At 50.5% G+C, this 21,372-nt stretch carries 20 protein-coding genes; 15 read left to right on the top strand and 5 right to left on the bottom strand.

All coding sequences use genetic code 11. From position 1 onward, the window contains the following. Position 1: 1 nt before the first annotated feature. Together CWE06_RS10390 and CWE06_RS10385 are read right to left on the bottom strand one after the other, a co-directional pair. Positions 2 to 949 carry a nucleotidyl transferase AbiEii/AbiGii toxin family protein gene (locus tag CWE06_RS10390; protein WP_126793839.1) on the bottom strand — a complete coding sequence of 316 codons (948 nt, stop codon included), beginning with the start codon at positions 947 to 949 and terminating at the stop codon, positions 2 to 4. 6 nt (positions 950 to 955) lie between these two features. Beyond that, positions 956 to 1,729 carry a type IV toxin-antitoxin system AbiEi family antitoxin gene (locus CWE06_RS10385; RefSeq protein ID WP_126793838.1) on the bottom strand — a complete coding sequence of 258 codons (774 nt, stop codon included), beginning with the start codon at positions 1,727 to 1,729 and terminating at the stop codon, positions 956 to 958. A 181-nt stretch (positions 1,730 to 1,910) separates the two neighbouring features. Between CWE06_RS10385 and CWE06_RS10380 the strand changes: the two genes are divergently transcribed. Both CWE06_RS10380 and CWE06_RS10375 read left to right on the top strand, forming a co-directional pair. Further along, entirely contained in the window at positions 1,911 to 2,309 is a 399-nt protein-coding gene (locus tag CWE06_RS10380) for an acyl-CoA thioesterase (protein ID WP_126793836.1), read from the top strand. A gap of 9 nt (positions 2,310 to 2,318) precedes the next feature. Next, the gene (locus tag CWE06_RS10375) at positions 2,319 to 2,606 is read left to right on the top strand and encodes a hypothetical protein (protein WP_126793834.1); all 288 of its coding nucleotides are present in this window, start codon (positions 2,319 to 2,321) and stop codon (positions 2,604 to 2,606) included. An 87-nt stretch (positions 2,607 to 2,693) separates the two neighbouring features. Here the strand turns inward: CWE06_RS10375 and CWE06_RS10370 are convergent, their stop codons facing one another. After that, positions 2,694 to 4,961: a TonB-dependent receptor gene (locus tag CWE06_RS10370; protein ID WP_126793832.1), complete on the bottom strand. Its 2,268-nt coding sequence runs from the start codon at positions 4,959 to 4,961 to the stop codon at positions 2,694 to 2,696. Between the two features lie 241 nt (positions 4,962 to 5,202). On the opposite strand from CWE06_RS10370, the gene CWE06_RS10365 reads away from it, so the two are divergent. Both CWE06_RS10365 and CWE06_RS10360 read left to right on the top strand, forming a co-directional pair. Further along, positions 5,203 to 6,933: a M28 family metallopeptidase gene (locus tag CWE06_RS10365; protein WP_126793830.1), complete on the top strand. Its 1,731-nt coding sequence runs from the start codon at positions 5,203 to 5,205 to the stop codon at positions 6,931 to 6,933. 60 nt (positions 6,934 to 6,993) lie between these two features. Continuing rightward, on the top strand, positions 6,994 to 7,413 hold the full coding sequence (locus tag CWE06_RS10360; protein WP_126793828.1) for an HIT domain-containing protein: 420 nt from the start codon (positions 6,994 to 6,996) through the stop codon (positions 7,411 to 7,413). Between the two features lie 109 nt (positions 7,414 to 7,522). Here CWE06_RS10360 and fldB read toward each other — a convergent pair whose 3' ends face one another. Next, positions 7,523 to 8,059 carry a flavodoxin FldB gene (fldB, locus tag CWE06_RS10355; protein ID WP_126793826.1) on the bottom strand — a complete coding sequence of 179 codons (537 nt, stop codon included), beginning with the start codon at positions 8,057 to 8,059 and terminating at the stop codon, positions 7,523 to 7,525. 239 nt (positions 8,060 to 8,298) lie between these two features. Here fldB and CWE06_RS10350 point away from each other — a divergent pair, with 239 nt between their 5' ends. Then, the gene (locus tag CWE06_RS10350) at positions 8,299 to 8,583 is read left to right on the top strand and encodes a YfcL family protein (RefSeq protein ID WP_126793825.1); all 285 of its coding nucleotides are present in this window, start codon (positions 8,299 to 8,301) and stop codon (positions 8,581 to 8,583) included. A 151-nt stretch (positions 8,584 to 8,734) separates the two neighbouring features. Next, entirely contained in the window at positions 8,735 to 9,355 is a 621-nt protein-coding gene (locus CWE06_RS10345; protein ID WP_126793823.1) for a DUF6088 family protein, read from the top strand. A gap of 56 nt (positions 9,356 to 9,411) precedes the next feature. On the opposite strand, the gene mnmC is transcribed toward CWE06_RS10345, so the two are convergent. Next, positions 9,412 to 11,499 carry a bifunctional tRNA (5-methylaminomethyl-2-thiouridine)(34)-methyltransferase MnmC2/FAD-dependent 5-carboxymethylaminomethyl-2-thiouridine(34) oxidoreductase MnmC1 gene (mnmC, locus tag CWE06_RS10340; protein ID WP_126793821.1) on the bottom strand — a complete coding sequence of 696 codons (2,088 nt, stop codon included), beginning with the start codon at positions 11,497 to 11,499 and terminating at the stop codon, positions 9,412 to 9,414. A 209-nt stretch (positions 11,500 to 11,708) separates the two neighbouring features. Between mnmC and fabB the strand changes: the two genes are divergently transcribed. From fabB to CWE06_RS10295, 9 genes are all read left to right on the top strand, one after another. Continuing rightward, positions 11,709 to 12,920, top strand: coding sequence for a beta-ketoacyl-ACP synthase I (fabB, locus tag CWE06_RS10335; protein ID WP_126793819.1), 1,212 nt, complete (start codon positions 11,709 to 11,711; stop codon positions 12,918 to 12,920). Between the two features lie 141 nt (positions 12,921 to 13,061). Beyond that, on the top strand, positions 13,062 to 14,438 hold the full coding sequence (locus CWE06_RS10330; RefSeq protein WP_126793817.1) for a 4-phosphoerythronate dehydrogenase: 1,377 nt from the start codon (positions 13,062 to 13,064) through the stop codon (positions 14,436 to 14,438). Beyond that, positions 14,435 to 15,451, top strand: coding sequence for an aspartate-semialdehyde dehydrogenase (locus CWE06_RS10325; protein WP_126793816.1), 1,017 nt, complete (start codon positions 14,435 to 14,437; stop codon positions 15,449 to 15,451). The genes CWE06_RS10330 and CWE06_RS10325 overlap by 4 nt, the downstream gene beginning before the upstream one ends. A gap of 57 nt (positions 15,452 to 15,508) precedes the next feature. Beyond that, positions 15,509 to 17,011 (top strand): FimV/HubP family polar landmark protein, encoded by a 1,503-nt coding sequence (locus CWE06_RS10320; RefSeq protein ID WP_126793814.1) that lies wholly within the window; start codon positions 15,509 to 15,511, stop codon positions 17,009 to 17,011. Positions 17,012 to 17,028: 17 nt separating this feature from the next. Next, entirely contained in the window at positions 17,029 to 17,832 is an 804-nt protein-coding gene (gene truA / locus CWE06_RS10315; protein WP_126793812.1) for a tRNA pseudouridine(38-40) synthase TruA, read from the top strand. 113 nt (positions 17,833 to 17,945) lie between these two features. Then, a complete protein-coding gene (gene accD / locus CWE06_RS10310; RefSeq protein ID WP_126793810.1) occupies positions 17,946 to 18,818 on the top strand; it encodes an acetyl-CoA carboxylase, carboxyltransferase subunit beta in 873 nt (290 codons plus the stop codon). A 35-nt stretch (positions 18,819 to 18,853) separates the two neighbouring features. Continuing rightward, entirely contained in the window at positions 18,854 to 20,128 is a 1,275-nt protein-coding gene (folC, locus tag CWE06_RS10305; protein ID WP_126793808.1) for a bifunctional tetrahydrofolate synthase/dihydrofolate synthase, read from the top strand. 3 nt (positions 20,129 to 20,131) lie between these two features. Next, positions 20,132 to 20,740, top strand: a complete 609-nt coding sequence (locus CWE06_RS10300; RefSeq protein ID WP_126793806.1) for an SPOR domain-containing protein — start codon at positions 20,132 to 20,134, stop codon at positions 20,738 to 20,740. A 126-nt stretch (positions 20,741 to 20,866) separates the two neighbouring features. After that, entirely contained in the window at positions 20,867 to 21,355 is a 489-nt protein-coding gene (locus CWE06_RS10295; RefSeq protein ID WP_126793804.1) for a CvpA family protein, read from the top strand. The last annotated feature ends 17 nt before the right edge of the window (positions 21,356 to 21,372 follow it).

The following is a 21,372-nucleotide window of genomic DNA, read 5'->3' as shown; positions in this document are numbered from 1 at the left end:
TTTAGCTTTTAGATGTAGTTAAGAGAGCCGAAGCTAGCTTTTCCAACGCAGTCTGATGTTTGTCTGCGTTCATTAGGTTTAGGTTATGAAGCTTCCAGCGAACAGCTGGAAGCTTTTTTATCTGTTCGATTTGCGCTAAACCAAGCAATGACCAATTTGGGTCGCGTGACTTAAAGGTTATTAAAAACTTCCGTTCGTCATCAGTTAATTCTGCATGAATAAGCTCTAGAAGCTGTATTCGAGTGTCATATAGTTCAGTGAGCGATACATTTATTTCTGTCATCGATTTGAACTCGCTGTCGTAAATTGCGGAGATATCTTTAAAGGTTGGTTTAAGTAACTCTGCAATCGGACGCTGGTGGCTGATTAAGTAAATGATGAGTGCCTTACGAATCTCGGTGGTTAGTCCTTCCTGTTGTAGCAATAGTTTGACATCAAATAAGTCTCTGGGATGCTGGCGGTCTAACGCGGCACATATCTTTCCAGCATAGAGATCAGGTAAGTCGACAACAGAGGTCTCAGCGAACCCAAATTCGCTTTCAACTGCTTCGGTAACCTGTAGCATTCTCGGCGGATAAACAGTTCCGCGAAGCACTGGTGATAGCTCGATTTTCACTTGAATAGTTCGATTAGCGGAAGTTCGTTCAACTATCAGCCTTAGTGCATCTGTGTTAGTTTTAAATGACTTGACGACTATGATGTTTGTTAAGTCGCTCATGAGTCTGGATGCGATCATTTCCAAACTCGACATAATCATCTGCAGTGCAGCGCGTCGCTCTAAATCTGGTAAGAATACAAGATCGATATCAACTGAAAGTCGAGGGAGATCTCGGACAAATAAATTGATCGCTGTGCCACCTTTCAGGGCGAAGCAATCATAACGTGAAATAAATGGCAGCACTTCTATAAGTAGCTGTACCTGTTGATAATAAATACTGCTTCTATCCATGAAACATTACATCTCCCGAGGAACTGTGATCTGCCATTTTTTTTCTAGTCGGCCCTGCGTCGCAATGACGCGCTTACCTGTACCTAAATCATATTTTTCGGGTTTTAAGTACTTAAACCAGGCATGTTGATTACGCTCTGCTAACCAGAAAAATAGCCGCTTAACTTTAACACTTGTGCAAGCTGTGAGCGCAAGCTCTAATTTGCGAGGCGATAGATTATATAGCCCTTGAAGAAGAGCGTCTGCGTGCTCGAAGCTCATTTGGTTGGGCACATCGTGTAGCACTTCTAAATAAGCTCGTTCGGCACACGAATAAGATATTTCAGGTAGGCCTTTAAACCACTCCTGCTGACGTAAACAAATTTCGTCACTAGTAAATGAGTCCGACCATAAACGTTTGGTTCCACGCCATTCGAACTGTGCTCCAGCGTTGAATTTGTTAAGCCATGCAGGTAATCTCGAAGGCGAATATAAAGTAACAGTTGGGATTGATTGTCGACTAATAAAATGAGTCACACCATGTAACTCTAAAGCGGACACTCCGCCGACATGTATTGGTGAGTTGGTCATACGTTGAAGCGAGGCGACGAGACCTTGCCAACTTAGCTGAATTCCATCGCGATAGTAAACACCGGGCACAATGACTATCAATGCCCCTCGGCGGACTGCGTTGTCTATGTAATGTAAACTTAGTCCTTGAGTTTGCAACCATTGTTTTGTCGCCACCATTCCAAGTGGGAGTATTTCTTTCAGAACTCTACCAGCCTCATGATTGCCCATGTTTAACTCTCTTGGTTTAAGTTTTTATCAATGCACGTTGATTATTGACGTGAATTTTGATTTGGTCAAACCTATTTTTAATGCTTTTTAATCCTCGCTCCTATGGTTTTGATAATTTTCCTTTATACTCACTGTATCGTTATTATCAATTTATAACGTCAACACATGCAACGGAGTTTCTATGCGCTTTCTATCTCGTCGCTTGGTCATGCCGAATGACCTCAATTTTGCTGGCTCCTTATTTGGTGGCCGAATTCTCGAATGGATCGACGAAGAAGCCTATATTTATGCTAGTTGCCAACTCGACCAGAAAAGTTTGGTCACCAAGCACATTGGTGAAATTACGTTTGACGCGTCGGCGTTTCAGGGAGATGTGGTTGAGTTTGGTTTAGCGACAAAAGCAGTCGGTAGAAGCTCGTTAACGGTAACTTGCATTGTGCGTAATAAAGGCACGAAGCAGAATATTTGTACCGCGGATGACATTGTTTTTGTTCATATTGATCCAGAAACGCGGCGTCCGCAGCCGCATGGAAAAACCAAAGAGCAGTTGGACCAACAGCAGATTGACTTACCTCGTTAGGAGGTTTTTATGCTTAATCGAAAGCTACAGGGAAAAAGTGTTCTTGCGACATTAGCTGTCGCAGCAGGTGTGTTCTTACTCACAGCCTGCACGGACCCGAAAGTCACGCGAACTAATTACAACTTAATTGCGGTTGGTATGCACTATAGCGAAGTGCAAGCGATTCTCGGCGAGCCAACGTGGTGTGACAACATGCAACGCCCGAACGAATGCCGCTGGGGCAATGATAACAAGCACATTCATGTGACGTTTGCTGCACGGCGTGTGGTAAATACCGAGAGCAAAGGCTTGAATTAGAGCTTGTTTAAACAAAAACGCCCGTAGAACCAATGCTCTACGGGCGCTTTATTATTGCAGCGATTGCTGGCGGTTAACTCAAGTCAATTAAAACGACGCGCGGAAGCCAATGCCGAAGTTACGGCCTGGCAGTGGCGCATAGTCACGAATGAATGAGCTGTGTGCATAGCCAAGTTCATTGGTGATGTTGTCGATTTTGAAGTACACCGCGAAGTCCTGACCACCCATGTAACCTGGGTAGTAGTTTAAGCGCAAGCCGAGTAGGCCAAAGCCGTCGGTGCTGTGTTCGTTTTCCGCAGTACGGTTTTGAGCCATGTAGTGCACGTAATCTAACGTTGCGTCCCACTTTTCTTGCGTGTAAGTCCCGCTTAAACCAACCCGTTGCGATGGAATGCGTGGTACGTTACCACCGTCACTGAACACTGCACGGGTGTAGTCTGAGAAACCGTTCAGTTTCCAGTTTTGGTTGAACACGTAGCGACCTGAAATTTCATAGCCGTACAGTTCAGCGCCGCGCTGACGGTATTGGTAAACCGGCAGATCGTCGATGTTGTGCGCGTGACCGTGATCATCGTGACCGTGATCATGCCCATGATCGTGGTCATGGCCGTCATGGAATAACTCAGTGTCGAGGTCACCCTTCACTAACCCGGTGTTGTGCAGGTAGATAAAGTTGTTCACGCGGTTAAAGAACAAGTTCGTGTCTAAATGCCACTTGTCGCCTTCGAAGTGGAAACCGAAGTCGAGGTTCATTGACCGCTCTTTTTCTAGCGCACGCTCTGCCGCTGCCAAGGTATAGTGGTATTCACCATGACTATCGTGGCCATGGTCGTGATCATGGTAGTGATCATTATGGGCGATAGTATAAACACCGCCGATTTCGTAGTTACGAGTGGCAAAGTGTGGGCCGTTTGAGAACAACTCGTTGGCGTGCGGTGCACGCTCGCTGTAGCTTACGCTTGACGAGAGTTTCAAGCTTGGTGCAACTTGCCAGTTAAGGCCGGTCGACAAGCTCATTGGCGTGTATTCTAAGTCTTCAAAACCGTGGCTGTGTAATTCAACGGTTTCGATACGACCGCCGAGTTCCCAGCTCATGCCTGGCTGAATTTCGCGCTCACCAATCCAGAAAACGCCCATGAGGTCGGTTTCGGTGTGTGGGGTGTAGGCTTCAAAACCAAACGAGTCGTAGTCTTGGTGGCTGTACTGTAAGCCGAAGGCACCACGCCAGCCGGCAACTGGGCTGTGACGAGCGATAACGCGCAGTTCAGTTTGCTCAAGGTTAAAACCGGTTTCGACGAAGCCGTCTTCGATTTCTTCGTGTGTCAGCTCGGTATAACCGAAGTTGAATTCAAGGCGCTCAATGCCACGGATCGGGTTGATTAAACCGCTGATGGCTTGGAAGCGGTCTTGGCGCATGCGCGCGAATATCTCGTCACTGTGATCAGCATGGTCATGCTCGGCGTCGTGCTCGTCGGCACCGTGACTATGACCCGGCAATCCGTAATCGCGTTCTAAACGGCCGAATGAAAGGCCAGCAAAGCCGTTGTCGAAAAAGAGGCTAGCGCCAATGGTTGCGCCTTGGTCGTCGGTAAAGCTATTGTCGATGCGGCGGGTGTAGTCTGCAGCGTGATCGTCATGGTGATCATGTGCATGGTCGTCGTGCGCATGGCCATGGTCATCATGATCGTCATGATGCTCCCCACCTGGCACGAAACGCGGAACGCGATAATCGTTGGCACGACGCTTGAAGCCGTCTAAGTGCCAAGCAAAGCGGCCATTACCGGCGTTGAGTTCAAAGCTACCGCTACGCTCAGTGGCAACACTGTTATAACGCAGGGTGTAGGCACCTTCGATACCGTCAATCGGTTGACGCGGGACGCGGTTGTCAACGACGTTAACGACACCGCCACTGGCGCCGCTGCCGAATAATAAGGTTGCAGGGCCGCGCAGAACTTCGATTTGTTGTGCTGTGCTTGCTTCGGTTGAGACCGCGTGGTCAGGGCCACCGCGTGAGATGTCAGCGACGTCCAAACCGTTTTGTACGATTTTAACCCGAGGGCCTTCAAGGCCTCGAATAATTGGGCTGCTGGCGGTTGGGCTAAAATAGGTTGCTTGTACGCCCGGTAAGTTGCGCAGGGTTTCACCGAGGGTTGCTGCTTCTGATTTGCGTAGTTCGTCGCCGTGCAGAACATACACTGGCTGGGCGGTTTCTAATGCGGTTTTCTCAAGTGGTGATGCGGTTACAACAATCCGTTCGTAGCTTTTTTCGGTACTTGCATCCGGTTTGTCGGCGAAAGCCAAAGAAGGCACTAAAATTGCTGAAACTGCTAAAGCAATAGACGTTGGCTTAAACATAGTAGGGACTGCACTCCGTATTTATTTTCATTTATCTGCGGTATCAATCGTATCTGATATCTATAATGTAATAATATAACATTACAGTCAAGCTTAGTGATACGCAAGTGTTGTTACTCGTCGCTGCGATTAACGGTAAATAAACTGCGATAACTTTTTGGCGGGTGGGTTATTTCGTGAGCGAGACTGATATACTCTAGGGCTTAGAAGGCCTTTTATTTCTCTGACTTGGATAATAACAATGACACAAACACCTCGTCTGCAGCGTTTGCCTGCGAGCAACCATGCAAAATTCACGCTGAGCTCGGCGGCCTTGCTCGCCCTAGCTCTTAGTGCTTGTTCACCGGCTCCGGTTGAGCAAACAAGTACCTACACGCCGCCACAAGCGAATGAAAATGCGGTAAAAGCGCACCTTGAATTTCTCGCGAGCGACTTACTTGAAGGTCGTGACACGGGTGCTCGCGGCCATGAAATTGCTTCGGCTTATATTGCCGGTCAATTTACTGCCTTAGGCCTGCAGCCTGCAGGCACTGACGGTTACTATCAGCGCATTACCTTCCGCAGCGCACGTTTAACCGAAACTCAGCCGACGTTTGTGTTGCACACAGACTCTGGCGATCACACGCTGGAGTACCGCAAGCATTTCTCAACCGGCGCAAGCGTGTCCCATGAACTTGCTGAAGTGAGTGCGCCGTTAGTATTTGCTGGTTACGGTGTGGTGTCGGAAGCGTTTGGCATTGACGACTACGCTGGTGTCGATGTGAATGGCAAAATTGTGATTACCTTGAGTGGTGGAACCGAAGGTTTGCCAAGCGAAGAAGCGGCGCACCTTGGCGCGCAGAAATCGCGCAATGCGGTTGAACGTGGTGCGGTGGGTGTGATTACGTTGCACACGCCAGCGATGGAAGAAATTCGTCCGTTCGAGCGTTCGGTGTTGTTTGGCGGAGGCCCGCGCATGCGTTGGTTGTCGCCTGAAGGTCAAGTGACTGAAGAGTTTAGCCAAATTGTTGGTAGTGCGTATGTGGACTATCGTGCGGCCGAGCCAGCTTTTGAAAACTCACCGTATAGTTTAGAAGATATTTTTGCTGTGCTCGAAGCGGGTGAACGTCCAGCAGCATTTGAATTATCAGCGTCGGCCAGTTTAATGCGCGAGTCGCGGTTTGAAGAAATTACCAGCCCGAACGTGATTGCGATGATTGAAGGTTCGGACCCAGACTTGAAGCACGAGTATGTGATTTACACCGCACACTCAGACCACGTTGGTTTGGCACGTGACTTCAGCTCAACGTCGGCGGTAAACAATGGTGCGCTAGACAACGCAGCTGGTGTGGCGGTGTTAATTGAAACCGCTCGTATGTATGCCGAAGCAGCGGCAGCTGGCCATGGCCCGCGTCGTTCGATTCTGTTCGCAGCAGTCACGGCAGAAGAGCGTGGCTTGTTGGGTGCCGATTACTTCGCTCACCATCCGACCGTGCCGCTGGAGCAAATCGTCGCGAACGTGAACCTCGACATGCCGGTTTTACTGTATCCGTTTGCGGACGTGGTGGCGTTTGGTGCGGACCATTCTTCGTTAGGTGCTGTGGTTGCGCGTGCTGCGGGGCAGTTTGATATCGCTTTAAGCCCAGACCCAATGCCAGAACAAGCTATTTTCACGCGCTCTGATCACTATACTTTGGTGCGTCAAGGTGTGCCTGCAGTGTTCCTGATGACTGGCTTTACGTCACAAGACCCAGACCAAGACGGCGGTGAAGTGTGGGGTGAGTTCTTTGCTAACCATTACCATCGTCCGAGCGATGACTTACCAAGCTTGATGGAAAACTTTGGTGGCATTCGTTATGACTTCGGCGCGTTGTTTACTGACATTAACTTTGCGATTGGTATGGAAATTGCCAATGACGACCAAGCACCGTATTGGTTGAGCGACAGTTACTTCGGCAAGATTTTCCGTGGTGACGCAACGTTTGCTAACTAAGTACGAGTGCTTAGCACTTAGGTAAGTTCAAGTGCTTAGCACCGGGAAAAGGAAACAAGTATGACCGAATTTCAGCTCGCAGCAGCACTTGAACAAGATTGCTTTGTGCTTGGTGACTTGCCGCTGTGCCGAGTGTTACTGATGAATGATAGCCAGTATCCGTGGTTCATTCTGGTGCCTCGGCGCGCTGAAATTCAGGAGCTGTTTCAAATGAATTCAAGCGATCAGCGCGAGTTCATGCGTGAGTCGAGTTGGTTCGGTGAGCGGATCATGCAGCATTTTAACGGTGATAAGTTAAATGTCGCGGCACTGGGCAATATGGTGCCGCAACTGCATGTTCATCATGTGGTGCGTTTTCAAACTGACCCGGCTTGGCCAAAGCCAGTGTGGGGCGCGAGCCCTGCGGTGGCGTATACCAGCGACCAGGCTGACGAGTTGATTGCGACCGTGAGAGCTTGGCTGGATGGGTATTCTTTATAACGCTAGCGCGTTGGCTCAGGGCTGTTTTTATAACGCTATCGCGTTGGCTCAGGGCTGGCTTTTGTAACGCTAACGTCTGCTTTTGCTAAAACGCTAGCGCGTTCGCTCATTAGCCTTCAGCGATTTCCTCAAGTATTTGTGTACACCAAGCGGCGATGCGTTCGTCGGACAATTCATATTGCTGATCTTCGTCGAGTGCCAAGCCTACAAAGTGGCTGCGGTCGGCGGTCAGCGCCTTCGACTCCATAAAGTCATAACCTTCGTTTGGCCAATAGCCAATGCGCCGTATGGTGTTGTCTGGGTCAATTTGCTGAATGGCTTCGTCGAGCATGCCAAGTGCGTCTTGGAACCACTCGCTGTAACCGATTTGGTCGCCCATGCCATAGAGTGCAATGGTTTTGTGGCGCAGGTCGAGGTTGGCAATTTCTGGCCAACGGCTTTCCCAGTCTTCTTGAATTTCACCAAAGTCCCAGGTGCTTAAGCCAAAAATAAGCAGGTCGTAAGACTCCGCTAATGCCAGTGGGGTGTCTTTGATATTGTGCAATTCGACAATTTCAGGACCGATAAAGTCGCGCATTTTCTCGGCCGCAATTTCGGTAAAACAGGTGGTAGACCCGTAAAACAAACCAATTCGAAAGTCAGACATTGAATATACCAGTTGAATGCAATTGCAAATGTGCGGGCAAGAATAGCAGAAATTACCGAGTGGCGCAGCTGTTGCTGGGCTATTGGTGGGGGTCTTTGGGAATGACGACACGGAGAATCAAAAAGCATGAGATTTGGCTCGATTTCAAGTACACTTGCGGCCTGAAAATATCAGTGCTTTTGATAGAAATAAAAGCGCAAATTGTCGAAATAAGAGCGCAAATTTGGAAGGGGAAATGCATGTCGAATGAGTCTGCAGTATCGATTATTGCTTATGCGGAGCAGCTTGAGCCGGTGTTTGACCATGCGGTAGAAACGGGTAGTGATGATGAGCTATTTGCTAGCGGTTATTTGCGCGGGCATTTTGACCTGATCGTGGCGCAGTGCGACCTTGCTGGCGAGCACAACCCGGAACAATTTTGGGCACAGCTTGATGCGGCACTTGAGCGCAGTAAAGAAGAGCTGAACCCACAAGACCGCGCTCACGTTCAAAACATGCTGACGCGCCTGAAAGACGCAGGTTAGTTTACAAGCTTCAAGACCTTTAAGATTCATCAGTTTGAAGTCTTAATTTTACTTACCTTATAAGAATAAACCTGACATAAAAGCTGCTATACATGTTGTTTTTATTGGCCTATAATGATTTAACATTGAAGTTAAGTGTCAGGTTTTGTTTATGTCTATTGCCGCGCAAGTTGAAGCTCGAATTGCTCGTATGAGAAAAGGGACTCCCTTTTCCATAGAGGGATTTTACGAGCTAGGTTCTGAAGCTACAGTTCAAAAAGCTTTTAGCCGCCTGGCGAAGTCAGGTGAAATTGTGCGTGTGTCAAAAGGATTTTACGTTCGTCCTAGGTCAATCGAAAGCTTACCAGGTGTAAGAGTCATGCCTAGCCCTGAAGAGGTAGCAAAGGTTTGGGCACGAACGCATGGTTACAAACTCGCTGAGCAAGGTTTTGAAGCTGCTTATCGTCTTGGACTGCAAACGCAAGCTCCTGCTCGGACCGTCTATTGGACAAATGGTCCTTCGCGCGAATTTAAGGTCGGAAATTCGATCGTTGAAGTGAAACATGTCGCAGCTAGTAAACTGAAATGGCTGAACCAACCTGAAGGCTTAATTCTTCGGGGGCTGTCGGTTATGGAGCCCGAGCAGTTAAAGCCAGAGCAGTTTCGTAAAGCATTTAAAAGATTATCTTTAAATCGCATTGAGCGAGAGCGTGTTCTTGAAAATCTCAAACACTCAACGTTAAGTTCTCAGTGGCGCCAAAAACTGACACAAATTCAAAGTGCGTCAATGTAATGGATATTTTTGATTTCTAAGCAGCAACTGATTAATTATTATTTGATTGAAGGACGTTAGCGCAGGCTTAAGGGATCTTGCTTGCGCAAGATAGCTTTTTGTACAAACCGGTCGGCGGCGAGTGCTGCGGCGAGTGAAGCTGATAACGGGTTTGGGCGCTGCATAATTTGACTGGCTAACGCTTCTGCACATAAAGGTGCGCTAGTAAAACCGCGGGCACCGAGTCCACTCAATACCCATAAGTTTGTATAGGTTTCTGCGACATTTTCCGCCACCGATTCTGCGTTGTATCGCGTCCGTACCCAAGGAACTTGGCCAATTACAGGCAGATGGTCTGGTGTTGTGGCGCGGACGCTAGCGCGGCTGGCTGCGATGGCGCTGGCGTCGACGGTATAGCCAAGTTCGTCACAGAGTTGTTGTAAGTTGGCATCGTCGTCGGCAGCGATATAGTCGTTGCTGCTGCGGGTTTTGTCGAAAGTCGCACCAATGCACAACGTTGCTTGGTCGCCGGTTTTTGTGGCTGGCGTTATATAGCCTTTGTGACACACCACGGTTCTCAATTGCGCTAGCTCAGAGTTTGGTTCTACATTTAATTGAGTAATTTGCCCACGTACTGGGCGAATCGGAATCGTCGCTTGCGGTAACAAGTCAGCGAGCTGTGCGCCATTGGCGAGTACCAGTTGGTTAAACGCATCGCTGCTGCCGGTTGTGTTGGTGACGGTCCACAACAACGCGGTTTTTTCTATTGCGACAACCTGTGTCGCAGATTTCACTTCTGTTGTTAATCCATGTTGCTGGCGATACGCCAATGCTTGCTCTGCGATGCTGGCTACCAGTTCAGTGGGCTGCACCCAACCGGCATTGGGGTAATACAATGCGGGTGCGGGTAGGGCGATGCCAGCGATGGTGCTGGCTTGTTGTTGCGTTGCGCCTTGCACGAGGGTTTGCGGGTAAGCACCGAGTGCAAGTAGTTTACGAATGCGACGGTTTGCGTCGCTACCTGTTGCTAATTCAAGCACGCCGGAGAAATTAACGGCCTGCGGAGCAAGTTCGGTATACAAGCGTTGGGCGTAAAGAAAAGCATGGCTGTAAAACTCGCTAGTGCGTGTCCAGTTGGCTTGCAGCAGGGGATAAACCGCGCCTTGTGGGTTGCCAGAGGCGCCGGTGGCCCAACCTTGGCTGGGTTGCAGCAGCGTGATGTTGCCGGGGTAGTCTCGTAATGCCCATAATAACGAAGCTGCGGCAATACCGTCGCCGATGATGCAAAGTGTTTGTGGGCGGCTACTGGCGGACTGCTTAAGGAAAGGATTGCGGCTCTGTGGTTGTGCGAGTTTCTGTTGATAGCCGCGGAGCATTTCTCGTTTGCTGCCAAAGCCTGGAACTTTTTGCATATGAATGCCGGCTTGCTGTAAGCCTCGGCGGACGTGGCCGGTGGCGGTGAACGTCGCAAGGGTTGCGCCGGCACGCATGCTACGGGCGATGCCACGGTAAAGTTCGGGTTGCCACATGTCTGGGTTTTTACTCGGGGCAAAGCCGTCGAGGTACCAAGCGTCGACGCTATCGGCATGGTTGGCGGCCCAGTCTGGTAAAGCTGTTAGCACATCGGCGAAAATTAGGTCGAGGGTGATGTTTGGGTGCAGGTGCAAGCGGTGCTGTCCGCTTAACTGCATGGGGTAATGACGCAGCAGGGTGGCGCTTAATTCACGCAGTTCGGGTATGTGTGCCCAATGGCTCAAGGCGCGCTCGAGGTCTTGACGACGGAGCGGGGATTTTTCAAAACTGGTGTAGTGCAGCATTTGTAACGCTAACGCGTTAGCCGCAGGCGCTTTCTTGTTACATGCTGTCGCATTCGCCGCAGGCGCTTTTTGCAACGCCAACGCATGCAAAAACGCAGCAGCCGTGAGCAAGAAGTTTAGGCCGGTACCGAATCCGGTTTCGGCGATGTGAAAAACTTGGCCGGGTTTGAGGTTTTGCCAACGCTCGGGTAAACCATTTTGTTGTAAAAACACGTACTTGCTTTCGGCAACACCGTCGTCGCGAGAAAAATAAATGTCGTCATAATGGGTGGACTCAGGTACCCCTTGGGCGTCAAACTGTACCGACGCAAACGAAATAGCAGGGGATGTTGCGGACGAACCGGACATATTCTTCGACCTTTTTTGGCTTTTTTTTGGCTTTTTTTAAGTTCGTAGTCATGAGCTTGTACTAAACTCTTCCCAAGCTTGTCCCTAGCTTTTCGTGGCGATATTGGGAAGTTGGACATTGCGTAAGACAGCCGACCACTTGCTGTGCGCATTTCCGTTTTCGTTTGGAACAGGTATGATAACGCAAATTTCATCATAGGACAGATTCAATGAGACGAGCAGTAGTCACTGGCATCGGAATTGTATCCAGTATTGGTAACAATAAAGAAGAGGTGCTGGCCTCACTTAAGGCTGGTAAATCAGGTATCACCCGTTCAGAAAGTTTTGCTGAAATGGGCCTGCGCTGTCAGGTTTGGGGTGATTTAAAGATTAATGTAAGTGAGCTTATCGACCGCAAAGCGATGCGCTTTATGGGCGACGCGGCTGCGTATGCTTACATTGCACTCGAGCAAGCGATTGCTGACGCAAAACTGACTGATGAAGAAGTTTCGAACCCACGTACGGGTTTAGTGGTTGGTTCTGGTGGCGCGTCGGGCGAGCACCAAGTTGCGGCTGCAGACACTTTGCGTGAGAAAGGCGTGAAGCGCGTGGGTCCGTACATGGTTCCACGTTGTATGGCGTCGACCACGTCAGCTTGTTTGGCGACACCGAAGAAAATTAAAGGTGTGAACTATTCGATTAGTTCTGCCTGTGCAACCAGCGCGCACTGTATTGGTCATGCCTTAGAGTTGATTCAACTTGGTAAGCAAGACCGTGTATTCGCTGGTGGTGGTGAAGAGCTTCACTGGACGCTGGGCATGGAATTCGACGCCATGGGCGCGTTGAGCACTAAGTACAACGATACGCCTGAGAAAGCGTCGCGTACTTATGACGCTGACCGTGATGGTTTTGTGCCTTCTGGCGGTGGCGGAATCGTGGTGATTGAAGAGCTGGAAACTGCGTTAGCGCGTGGTGCGAAGATTTACGGTGAAATCGTTGGCTATGGCGCAACCTCTGACGGTTATGACATGGTTGCTCCTTCAGGTGAAGGCGCGGTGCGTTGTATGCAAATGGCGATGGCTGATTTAGACGCCGAAATCGACTACTTGAATACGCACGGAACCAGTACGCCAGTGGGCGACGTGAAAGAATTAGCCGCAATTCGCGAAGTATTCCCAGCTAAAACACCATTAATCAGTGCCACGAAAGCAATGACGGGTCACAGTTTAGGTGCAGCGGGCGTGCACGAAGCGATTTATTCGTTGTTAATGATGGAGCACGGTTTCGTAGCCCCTTCAATTAACATTGATACGCTGGACGAAGAAGCTGTGGGCATGAATATTGTGATGGAGCCGGTTGAGCGTGAGCTGAACTTGGTGATGTCAAACAGCTTTGGTTTTGGTGGTACGAACGCGTCGTTGGTGTTTAAGAAGTACGCGTAAGACTGCTGGGCACGGAATCGCGAATTCCGGTTTTGCCTGCAAGCGATTGATGTGAAAGCCGAGGCCTGCGTGTCTCGGCTTTTTCTATTGGGATTTCGGTGATTTTCTCGGCATAATAGGCGAACTTAATTTGGGGTCGCGATGAAACTGTTGATCGACAAAAATTTGCCGAAAGCACATGAGCTTTTTGTGTCAGCTAACGCTGAAGCTGCTGGCGCTTTTGAGTCCGCTAGCGCAGAAGCCGCAGGCGCTTTTGAGTCCGCTAGCGCAGAAGCCGCAGGCGCTTTTATGTCCGCTAGCGCGGAAGCCGCAGGCGCTTTTATGTCCGCTAGCGCGGAAGCCGCAGGCGCTAGCGCGAGCGAGCACGAGCTGGTGTTTTACAGTGACCGCCAGCCGCCGGCAGCGGAATTAGCGGACTGCGACGTGTTGCTGATTCGTTCGGTGACCAAAGTGGACGCTGAGTTGTTGGCACAAGCACCGAATTTGAAATTTGTCGGTACGGCAACGATTGGCACCGACCACGTTGACCAACCGCTGCTGGCCGAAAAGGGCATTCGCTTTGTCAGTGCACCAGGTTGCAACGCGATTGCGGTGGGTGAGTATATTTTAGCGGCTGTGTTGGCGGTGCTGTTCAAGGGTAACCAAGCGGCGCTGGCGATAAATAATAACGCGACAGATGGCGTCGCAAATAGCCTGTCTTCGGTTAACTTGAATGCGGTCGTGATTGGCGCAGGCCATACCGGTACGCAGGTTTGTCAGCGTCTGTTGGCCTTGGGGATGACGGTTCATGTGATTGACCCACCTCGGCAAGCAGCCGGGTTGCCGGCACCAGAAGGTACCGATTACGTTGACTGGGCGGCATTGGCACAAGCAGATTTGGTCTCGTGTCATGTGCCGTTAACGCGCGAAGGTGAGCACGCGACGTATCATTTGTTCACTGCGGCCGAGCTTGAGCGATTGAAAAGTACGGTGATTTTTTGCAACGCCAGTCGTGGGCCGGTGGTCAACGCCGCAGATTTGCTGGCTTGGAAACGCAAGCGTCCCGACGTCAAGCTGGTGTTGGACGTGTGGGAGCATGAACCGGCCGTGAACCCTGATTTGGTTGCGGTGACAGAAATTGCCACGCCACATATTGCAGGACATAGTATTGAAGGTAAAATTCGGGGCACTTATCAGTTGTACCAGCAGTGGTGCGAGTGGCAAGGGGTTGAGCCGAAAATGGCATTGCACGACGTGCTGCCAAGTGAGTTGGTATTTACCGACGTTGTGGCAAATGCGGAAATAAGTCTGGCGCAAATCGCTGATTGGGTTGCAGCCGTGTATGCAGTGCGAGATGATGATCAGGCGTTTCGCCAGCAGGGTATGACCCCGGCGGGTTTTGATCAATTACGCAAGAATTATCGTTATCGTCGCGAATTAAGTGCGGCGAGACTGAGAAAGGAAAGTGACGAAGCGGGCGACGCAATTGCGAGTCGATTGCAAGCGCTTGGTTTTCAAGTTGAAGTGGAGCGAACATGAGTATTGAAGTGAATGTGGCGGTGCTAGGTGCAACCGGACTGGTTGGCAAGCAAATGATCGAATGCTTGGAAGAACGCAAGTTCCCAGTAAAGAAGTTGTTTCCATTAGCGAGTAGCCGTTCTGCTGGGCAAGACGTTCGCTTTCGTGGCGAAGAAATTACCGTCGAAGACGCAGCAACCTTTGACTGGGGCCAGGTCGATATCGCCTTTTTCTCGGCCGGTGGCAGCATTTCAGCTGAGTATGCGCCGAAAGCTGCGGACGCAGGTTGTGTGGTGATCGATAACACGAGTCAGTTCCGTTACGAGCCAGACATTCCATTGGTGGTGCCAGAAGTGAACGCGCATGCGATTGCCGAATTCCGCAACCGCAATATTATTGCTAACCCGAACTGTTCGACCATTCAAATGTTGGTGGCGCTGAAACCAATTCATGACGAGTTTGGAATTGAGCGGATTAACGTGTCGACCTATCAGTCGGTTTCAGGCGCTGGCGCGTCGGCTATGGACGAGTTGGCTAAGCAAACGGCGACGTTACTGAATGGTAAGCCGGTCGAAATTAACGAGTTTAGTCGTCAAATCGCGTTCAACTGTATTCCGCAAATTGATGTGTTTTTAGACAACGACTACACCAAAGAAGAAATGAAGATGCACTGGGAAACCCAGAAGATCTTAGGTGACGAGACGGTGATGGTGAATGCCACGGCGGTGCGGGTACCGGTGTTCTTTGGTCACGCCGAAGCGGTGCACTTAGAAACGCGCATGCCGATTGACGTTGATCGGGTGAAGAGCTTGCTGGCGAACGCACCGGGCGTGGAAGTGTTTGAAGCGAATGCGGACTTCCCAACGCAAGTGGGTAACGCTGCGGGTCATGACACCGTGTATGTCGGCCGGATTCGCAAAGACTATACCCACCCGAATGGCTTGAATTTATGGGTGGTTGCCGACAATATTAGAAAAGGTGCGGCGACCAACAGCGTGCAAATCGCAGAACATTTATTGCGCGATTATTGGTAAGTTTGTTCAGCGCGAGCTGATTTAATCGCTTTATTTTTCTGGCAGGGAATAAAAATAATGAAAAATGCATACCCAGAAAGAAAACGTCACAACACCAAAGCGTTCGCAATGAGTGCGGGCTTGATTGCAAGTTTGGCACTGACGCCAGCACTGCTTTTCGGAGCGGGTGCTGGCCAAGTGCAAGAGCAGTCTGGTGAGCTTGATGCGCCACAAGTTGAGCAGCAAGCTGCCGAGGCGCGACAAACGCACGGGCCGACGACCTCGTCGGACACGCTTTGGTTAATCGCCAATCGTTATCACCCAGACCGTAGTGTTTCAGTGTATCAAACCATGGTGGCCTTCATGGAGAAGAACCCCCATGCGTTTCCGAATGGCAACATTCATGAATTGCTGCGCGGTGTGCATTTGCATGTGCCGACTTTAGCGGAAGTGCGCGAGGTGGATTTAGCCTCAGCTACGCAAAGCATGGTCGAAGCGCTCGGTGGCCTACCGTCGCCGCGCTTGAATGCACAAATGCGCACGCTACAAGCGGAGTATGAAGCGCAAATTGAACAGCTGCGTGAAGAGCTGCAAACAGCGCAAGCCGATGTAGACGATTTTTCGGCCCGCAATAGCGAGTTGAATGAGCGCTTGCGCGACCTTGAACGCACGTTGGAACAGCTGCGTGCTGACTTAGCCGACGCCAATGCCAATGAACAAGCGCTGCTGCAGCAGTATGCTGATTTAGAGCGTGCGCAAGCTCAACGCGAGCTTTCTAGTTCGGCTCAGCGCCCAGCGGCGAGCTCAGGGCAGCGTGCACTGGTCGAAGACGCTTGGTGGCACCGTGACTACATTGTTTATGCGTTGGCTGCGATTACTTTGTTCTTTATTTTCTTCTCGATGATTCTTGTGCGGCGTCAATCGCGAGTTGCGAAAGCGCTGGCGGCGTCACCGTACGAAGTGGCGGCGTTTAAGAAAATCGAAGCTGAGATTGACGATATTGCTGCGGTTGAAGAAGCGAACGCGAAGAAAGAAGCGGCTGGCGTTGCGGCTGGCTCGACAAACGATGCGACAGACGGTGACGCAGGTGCCGGTGCTAGTGCTAGTGTCAGTGCGACAAACGATGACGCAGGTGTTGACGATACAGTACTTGAAGAAGAGAGATCTGAAGCAGAAGTTGAGTTTTTAACTCGCGAAAACGAAGCGAGCGAAGCTGTCGCCAGTGATTCTGACGCCAGTGACTCCGAGACCAGTGTTCAAGACGATATTGAAAACACTGCTGAAGGCGTTCCTGTTACGCCGGTTTTGAAGCCGGAATATCGAGACATTGACGAGATTATCGAAGAAGCCGAGGCGGAAGCTGACGACGACAGTGATGAAGACGAAGGCCAAACCGAAGAAGAAGCGGTGCGTCATCAGCGTGAGCAGCTCGCAGCGCAGCTTGATTTAGCGCGGGCGTACATTGAGATGGAAGAGTACGACGAAGCTGAGTCGGCAATTTTAAACGTGCTTGAGGGTGAAGACGAAACGTTACGCAACGAAGCGGCGGAACTCTTGAAACGGGTTAAGAAAGACAGTTAAGGAAAGAAAAGACGTTCATGCGCATTGCCTTGGGAATCGAATATGACGGGAGTCGCTACTTTGGGTGGCAGCGTCAGCACGCAGTAACGAGTGTTCAAGAAGAGTTAGAACGCGCATTAAGTAAAGTGGCGAATCATGAGGTGCAGGTGGTGTGTGCGGGGCGGACGGACGCCGGTGTACACGCCACTGGCCAAGTGGTGCATTTTGACACGACTAGTGTGCGAGCCGATCAAGCTTGGACCATGGGCGTGAACACGAACTTACCGGCCGACATTGCCGTGCGCTGGGTGCGAGAAGTGCCTGAAGACTTCAGTGCGCGCTTTAGTGCGGTGTCGCGGCGTTATCGTTATGTGTTGCATAATGCGCCGCTGCGCCCTGGTATTGGTGGGAACTTAGTGACGCATTTTTACGCGCCACTAGATGCAGAGCGCATGCATGAAGCTGCGCAGTGTTTACTAGGTGAGCAGGACTTTTCGTCGTTTCGGGCGGCACAGTGCCAGTCGAATTCGCCGAATCGGAATATTCACTTTATTCACGTGCACCGCTATGGCGACTTTGTGGTGGTCGATATTCAGGCGAATGCGTTTGTGCATCACATGGTGCGTAACATTGTCGGGTCGTTGTGTGCGGTTGGCCGCGGCGAGCAAGACAAGGCATGGTTAGCGGACTTATTGGCGGCGCGGGATCGGACCTTAGCAGCAGCGACAGCAAAGCCGAACGGTTTGTATTTGGTTAATGTGGCTTACCCGGAAGAACTCGGGTTACCGAAAGTGGCGTTAGGTCCACTGTTTTTACCAGAGAAAATCGGCGATCTTGATTAAAAAGGCGGCATTTCGCCAACAGTTTAGACCACTTCAGACTGCACTATTGCGTAAGTTTATGCTTTAATGTGCAGCCATATTACGATCAGCGTAGTCAAAGACAGAAGGTTTTTATGAGCTGGATTGAGCGAATTCTTGCAAAGCCACAATCGAGTAAGAAGAAGAATATTCCAGAGGGAGTTTGGAGTAAGTGTGAAGGCTGCGAGGCGATTTTGTATCGTGCTGACCTTGAGCGCAATTTGCACGTGTGTCCAAAATGTAACCACCATATGCGCGTCACTGCACGCGAGCGTTTAGACGCATTCCTCGACCCAGATGGTCGCGAGGAGATTGGTGCTGAGCTTGAGCCGCAAGATAAACTCAAGTTTAAAGACACGAAAAAATATAAAGACCGGATTGCTGCAGCGCAAAAAGCGACTGGTGAAAAAGACGCATTAGTGGCCATGAGTGGCTCTTTGAAAGGCAATCCGATTGTAGCCACCGCATTTGAATTTAATTTCATGGGCGGTTCGATGGCGTCAGTTGTTGGTGCCCGTTTTGTGAAAGCAGCAGAAGTGTGTCTTGAGCGTAACATTCCGTTGGTGTGTTTCTCGGCTTCAGGCGGCGCGCGGATGCAAGAGGCGTTATTGTCGCTGATGCAAATGGCGAAAACCTCAGCTGCGCTGGCTCGCATGAGCGAAAAAGGTATTCCGTTTATTTCTGTATTAACCGACCCAACCATGGGTGGGGTGTCGGCAAGTTTAGCGATGCTAGGTGACGTTAACGTGGCTGAGCCGAAAGCCTTAATTGGTTTTGCTGGCCCGCGGGTTATTGAACAAACCGTGCGTGAAACTTTACCGCCGGGCTTCCAGCGGGCTGAGTTCTTGTTAGAACACGGCGCGGTGGACATGATTGTTGATCGCCGTGACATGCGTGACCGTTTAGCGGGTTTGTTGGCGAAGTTCCAACACTTGCCAACCACCTACACGGAAGCTGCGGCAGAATAACAGCGGACTAACGATAGACTGAAAGAGACAACAACTTGAACTTGTCGATTGCAGAGCAAGCCACTTGGGATTTATCTCAGTGGCTTGTTTATCTTGAGAGCATTCATAATCGTTCCATCGACATGGGGCTTGAGCGAGTGCGTGCGGTTGCCGAGCGCCTCAATGTGCTAACGCCGCGTGGTTGCTGCTTTGTCGTAGCGGGCACGAATGGCAAAGGCTCCACCGTGCGCTACTTGGAAACCATGGCCATGGCTGCCGGTCATTCGGTAATTGCCTATACCTCGCCACACATCGACCGCTACAGCGAACGTGTGCGTTGGAACGACCAAGAGCTTGCCGAATCTGAACACGTAGCCGCCTTTCAAGCGATTGAACAAGCGCGCGGCGACATTTCCCTGACTTACTTTGAGTTTTCGACGCTAGCCGCGTTGTGGCTGGTGCAGCAAAAGGATCCCGACGTGGTGGTGCTGGAAGTGGGTTTAGGTGGCCGCCTCGACGCGGTAAATATCATTTCTGCTGACGTTGCTGTGGTAACCAGTATCGGCATTGATCATGTGGCCTTGCTTGGTAATAACCGCGACGACATTGGTTACGAAAAAGCGGGAGTTTATCGCCAAGGGCTGCCTGCGGTCTGCGGTGACCCAGAGCCACCGGCGCGGTTGGTGAACCATGCGCAAAGCATTGGTGCCGATTTTTACCGAGTGAACCATGAGTTTCGCGGAGAGCGTCACGCCGATACCTTCGATTTTTATGGGCCTTGCGCCACATGGAAAGACTTGCCGATTCCGCAGTTACCTTATGCCAATGCGCTAACCGCGCTCGCGGCGCTGCAGTTGAGTGGCCTTAGTTTTAACGTCGAAACCATTCGCCAAGGCTTGGCGCAAGCGCGTTTACCGGGGCGGATGGAAGTGTTGTCAACGCAGCCGACCTTGGTGGTCGATGTTGGTCATAACCCACACGCTGCTGAGTATTTGTGTCAGGAATTGCAAGTTCGTTACCCGCATAGCCGTTTTCGGATTATTTGCGCCATGCTCAATGACAAAGATCATGCAGGCACGATGGCGCCGTTTGCAGAGCTGGCTGACGCATGGTATCTAGCGCCTTTATCGGGTGAGCGTGGAACCTCTGCGGAGACGCTGGTCAAACATTTACCACAGCGCGTGCAGGCGCCGGTTCGTTACCAAACATTTGCTAGCGTTGGCGAAGCTTTACAGGCGACGTTGGTAGACATCAAAGAAAATGATGTTATTGTTGGGTTTGGATCGTTCTTGACCGTTGCAGCGATAAAAAAAGCATTTCAAAAGGGGTAGAAAGTGGCTAGTCCGTTACAGAATCGTATTGTTGGTACCGTCATTGTACTTGCACTGGCTGTGATTATTTTGCCAGACCTTTTAACGGGCAAAAATTATCAACCCGAAGAAGACTTTCAAGTCAGCCCACTGCGTCCCGAAGTCGACACACAAATGCGTCGGCCTGAATTTCCTGACAACTTTGACGAGCTAACTGAGCGCAATGAAGCGGCTTACGAAGGTGATGTGGTTGACGACCAGCTTGACCACGAAGTTGATCAGGGACTGCGCGAAGTGGCGGAAGCGCAGCTAGGGGAAAGAGCCGGTCGTGACCCAGCTAACGCTGAACGTGCAAGTTCAGAACAAGCAGCGCCGGTGGTCGAAGGTGAAGCTTGGGCCATTCAACTGGGGGCGTTTCGCAATGCCGACCGTGTTGCTGAGTTAGTCACTGAATTGCGTGGCCAAGGTTTTGCTGCCTATAGCCGCGTGGTGCGTAATAGTAGCGGCGATACCTTAACATTATTATTAGTTGGCCCCGACATTAACCGCGAGCGCTTAGAAGCACAGCTACCGCGGTTACTTGAAGTGGTGAAGTTACAAGGGCGCATTGTTGAGTACGAGCCAGCCCGTTAGCGTCTGACGTTTAGAACTCAGTGCAAGCCCGTAACGGCGACGGCGACAAACACTGCAAAATAACAAGGACATTTTGCGCAAAGTCAGGTAAAATTTCGCGCGAATTGAAACCATGGTGACATAGTGATGGGATGGTTTGATATTGCGATTATCGCAATCATTGGTTTGTCGATAGTCATTAGCCTTATTCGCGGTTTTGTGCGGGAAGCTTTGTCACTCGCCGTGTGGGTTGCAGCATTTGTGGTCGCGAGTCAGTTTTATGCTGAGCTGGCGGCATTTTTTACCAGTATTCAAGACGATATCGTGCGTAACGGTGTCGCTGTTGCCATCTTATTCGTACTGACACTCATTGTTGGTGCGCTCGTTGTTTATCTCATTAGTACATTGGTGGAAAAAACCGGTTTAACCGGCACCGACCGTCTACTTGGCGCAATTTTTGGCGCGCTGCGCGGCATTCTAATTGTCAGCGCTATCTTATTTTTCGCTGATGCGTTCACTGCCATTGCCCAGCAAAACTGGTGGCAAGAGTCGTTATTAGTGCCTCATTTTTCAATTTATATTCAATGGTTCTTTGAGTATTTCGAAAACTCGTCCAGCTTTCTACAGCAGGGTTAATTACTGAGAGGTTTGTG

This window comes from Aliidiomarina haloalkalitolerans (assembly GCF_003987315.1).
GTDB lineage: Bacteria > Pseudomonadota > Gammaproteobacteria > Enterobacterales > Alteromonadaceae > Aliidiomarina > Aliidiomarina haloalkalitolerans.
Note: the sequence above shows the minus strand (reverse complement) of the source record. Positions and strands in the feature narration are given on the sequence as shown.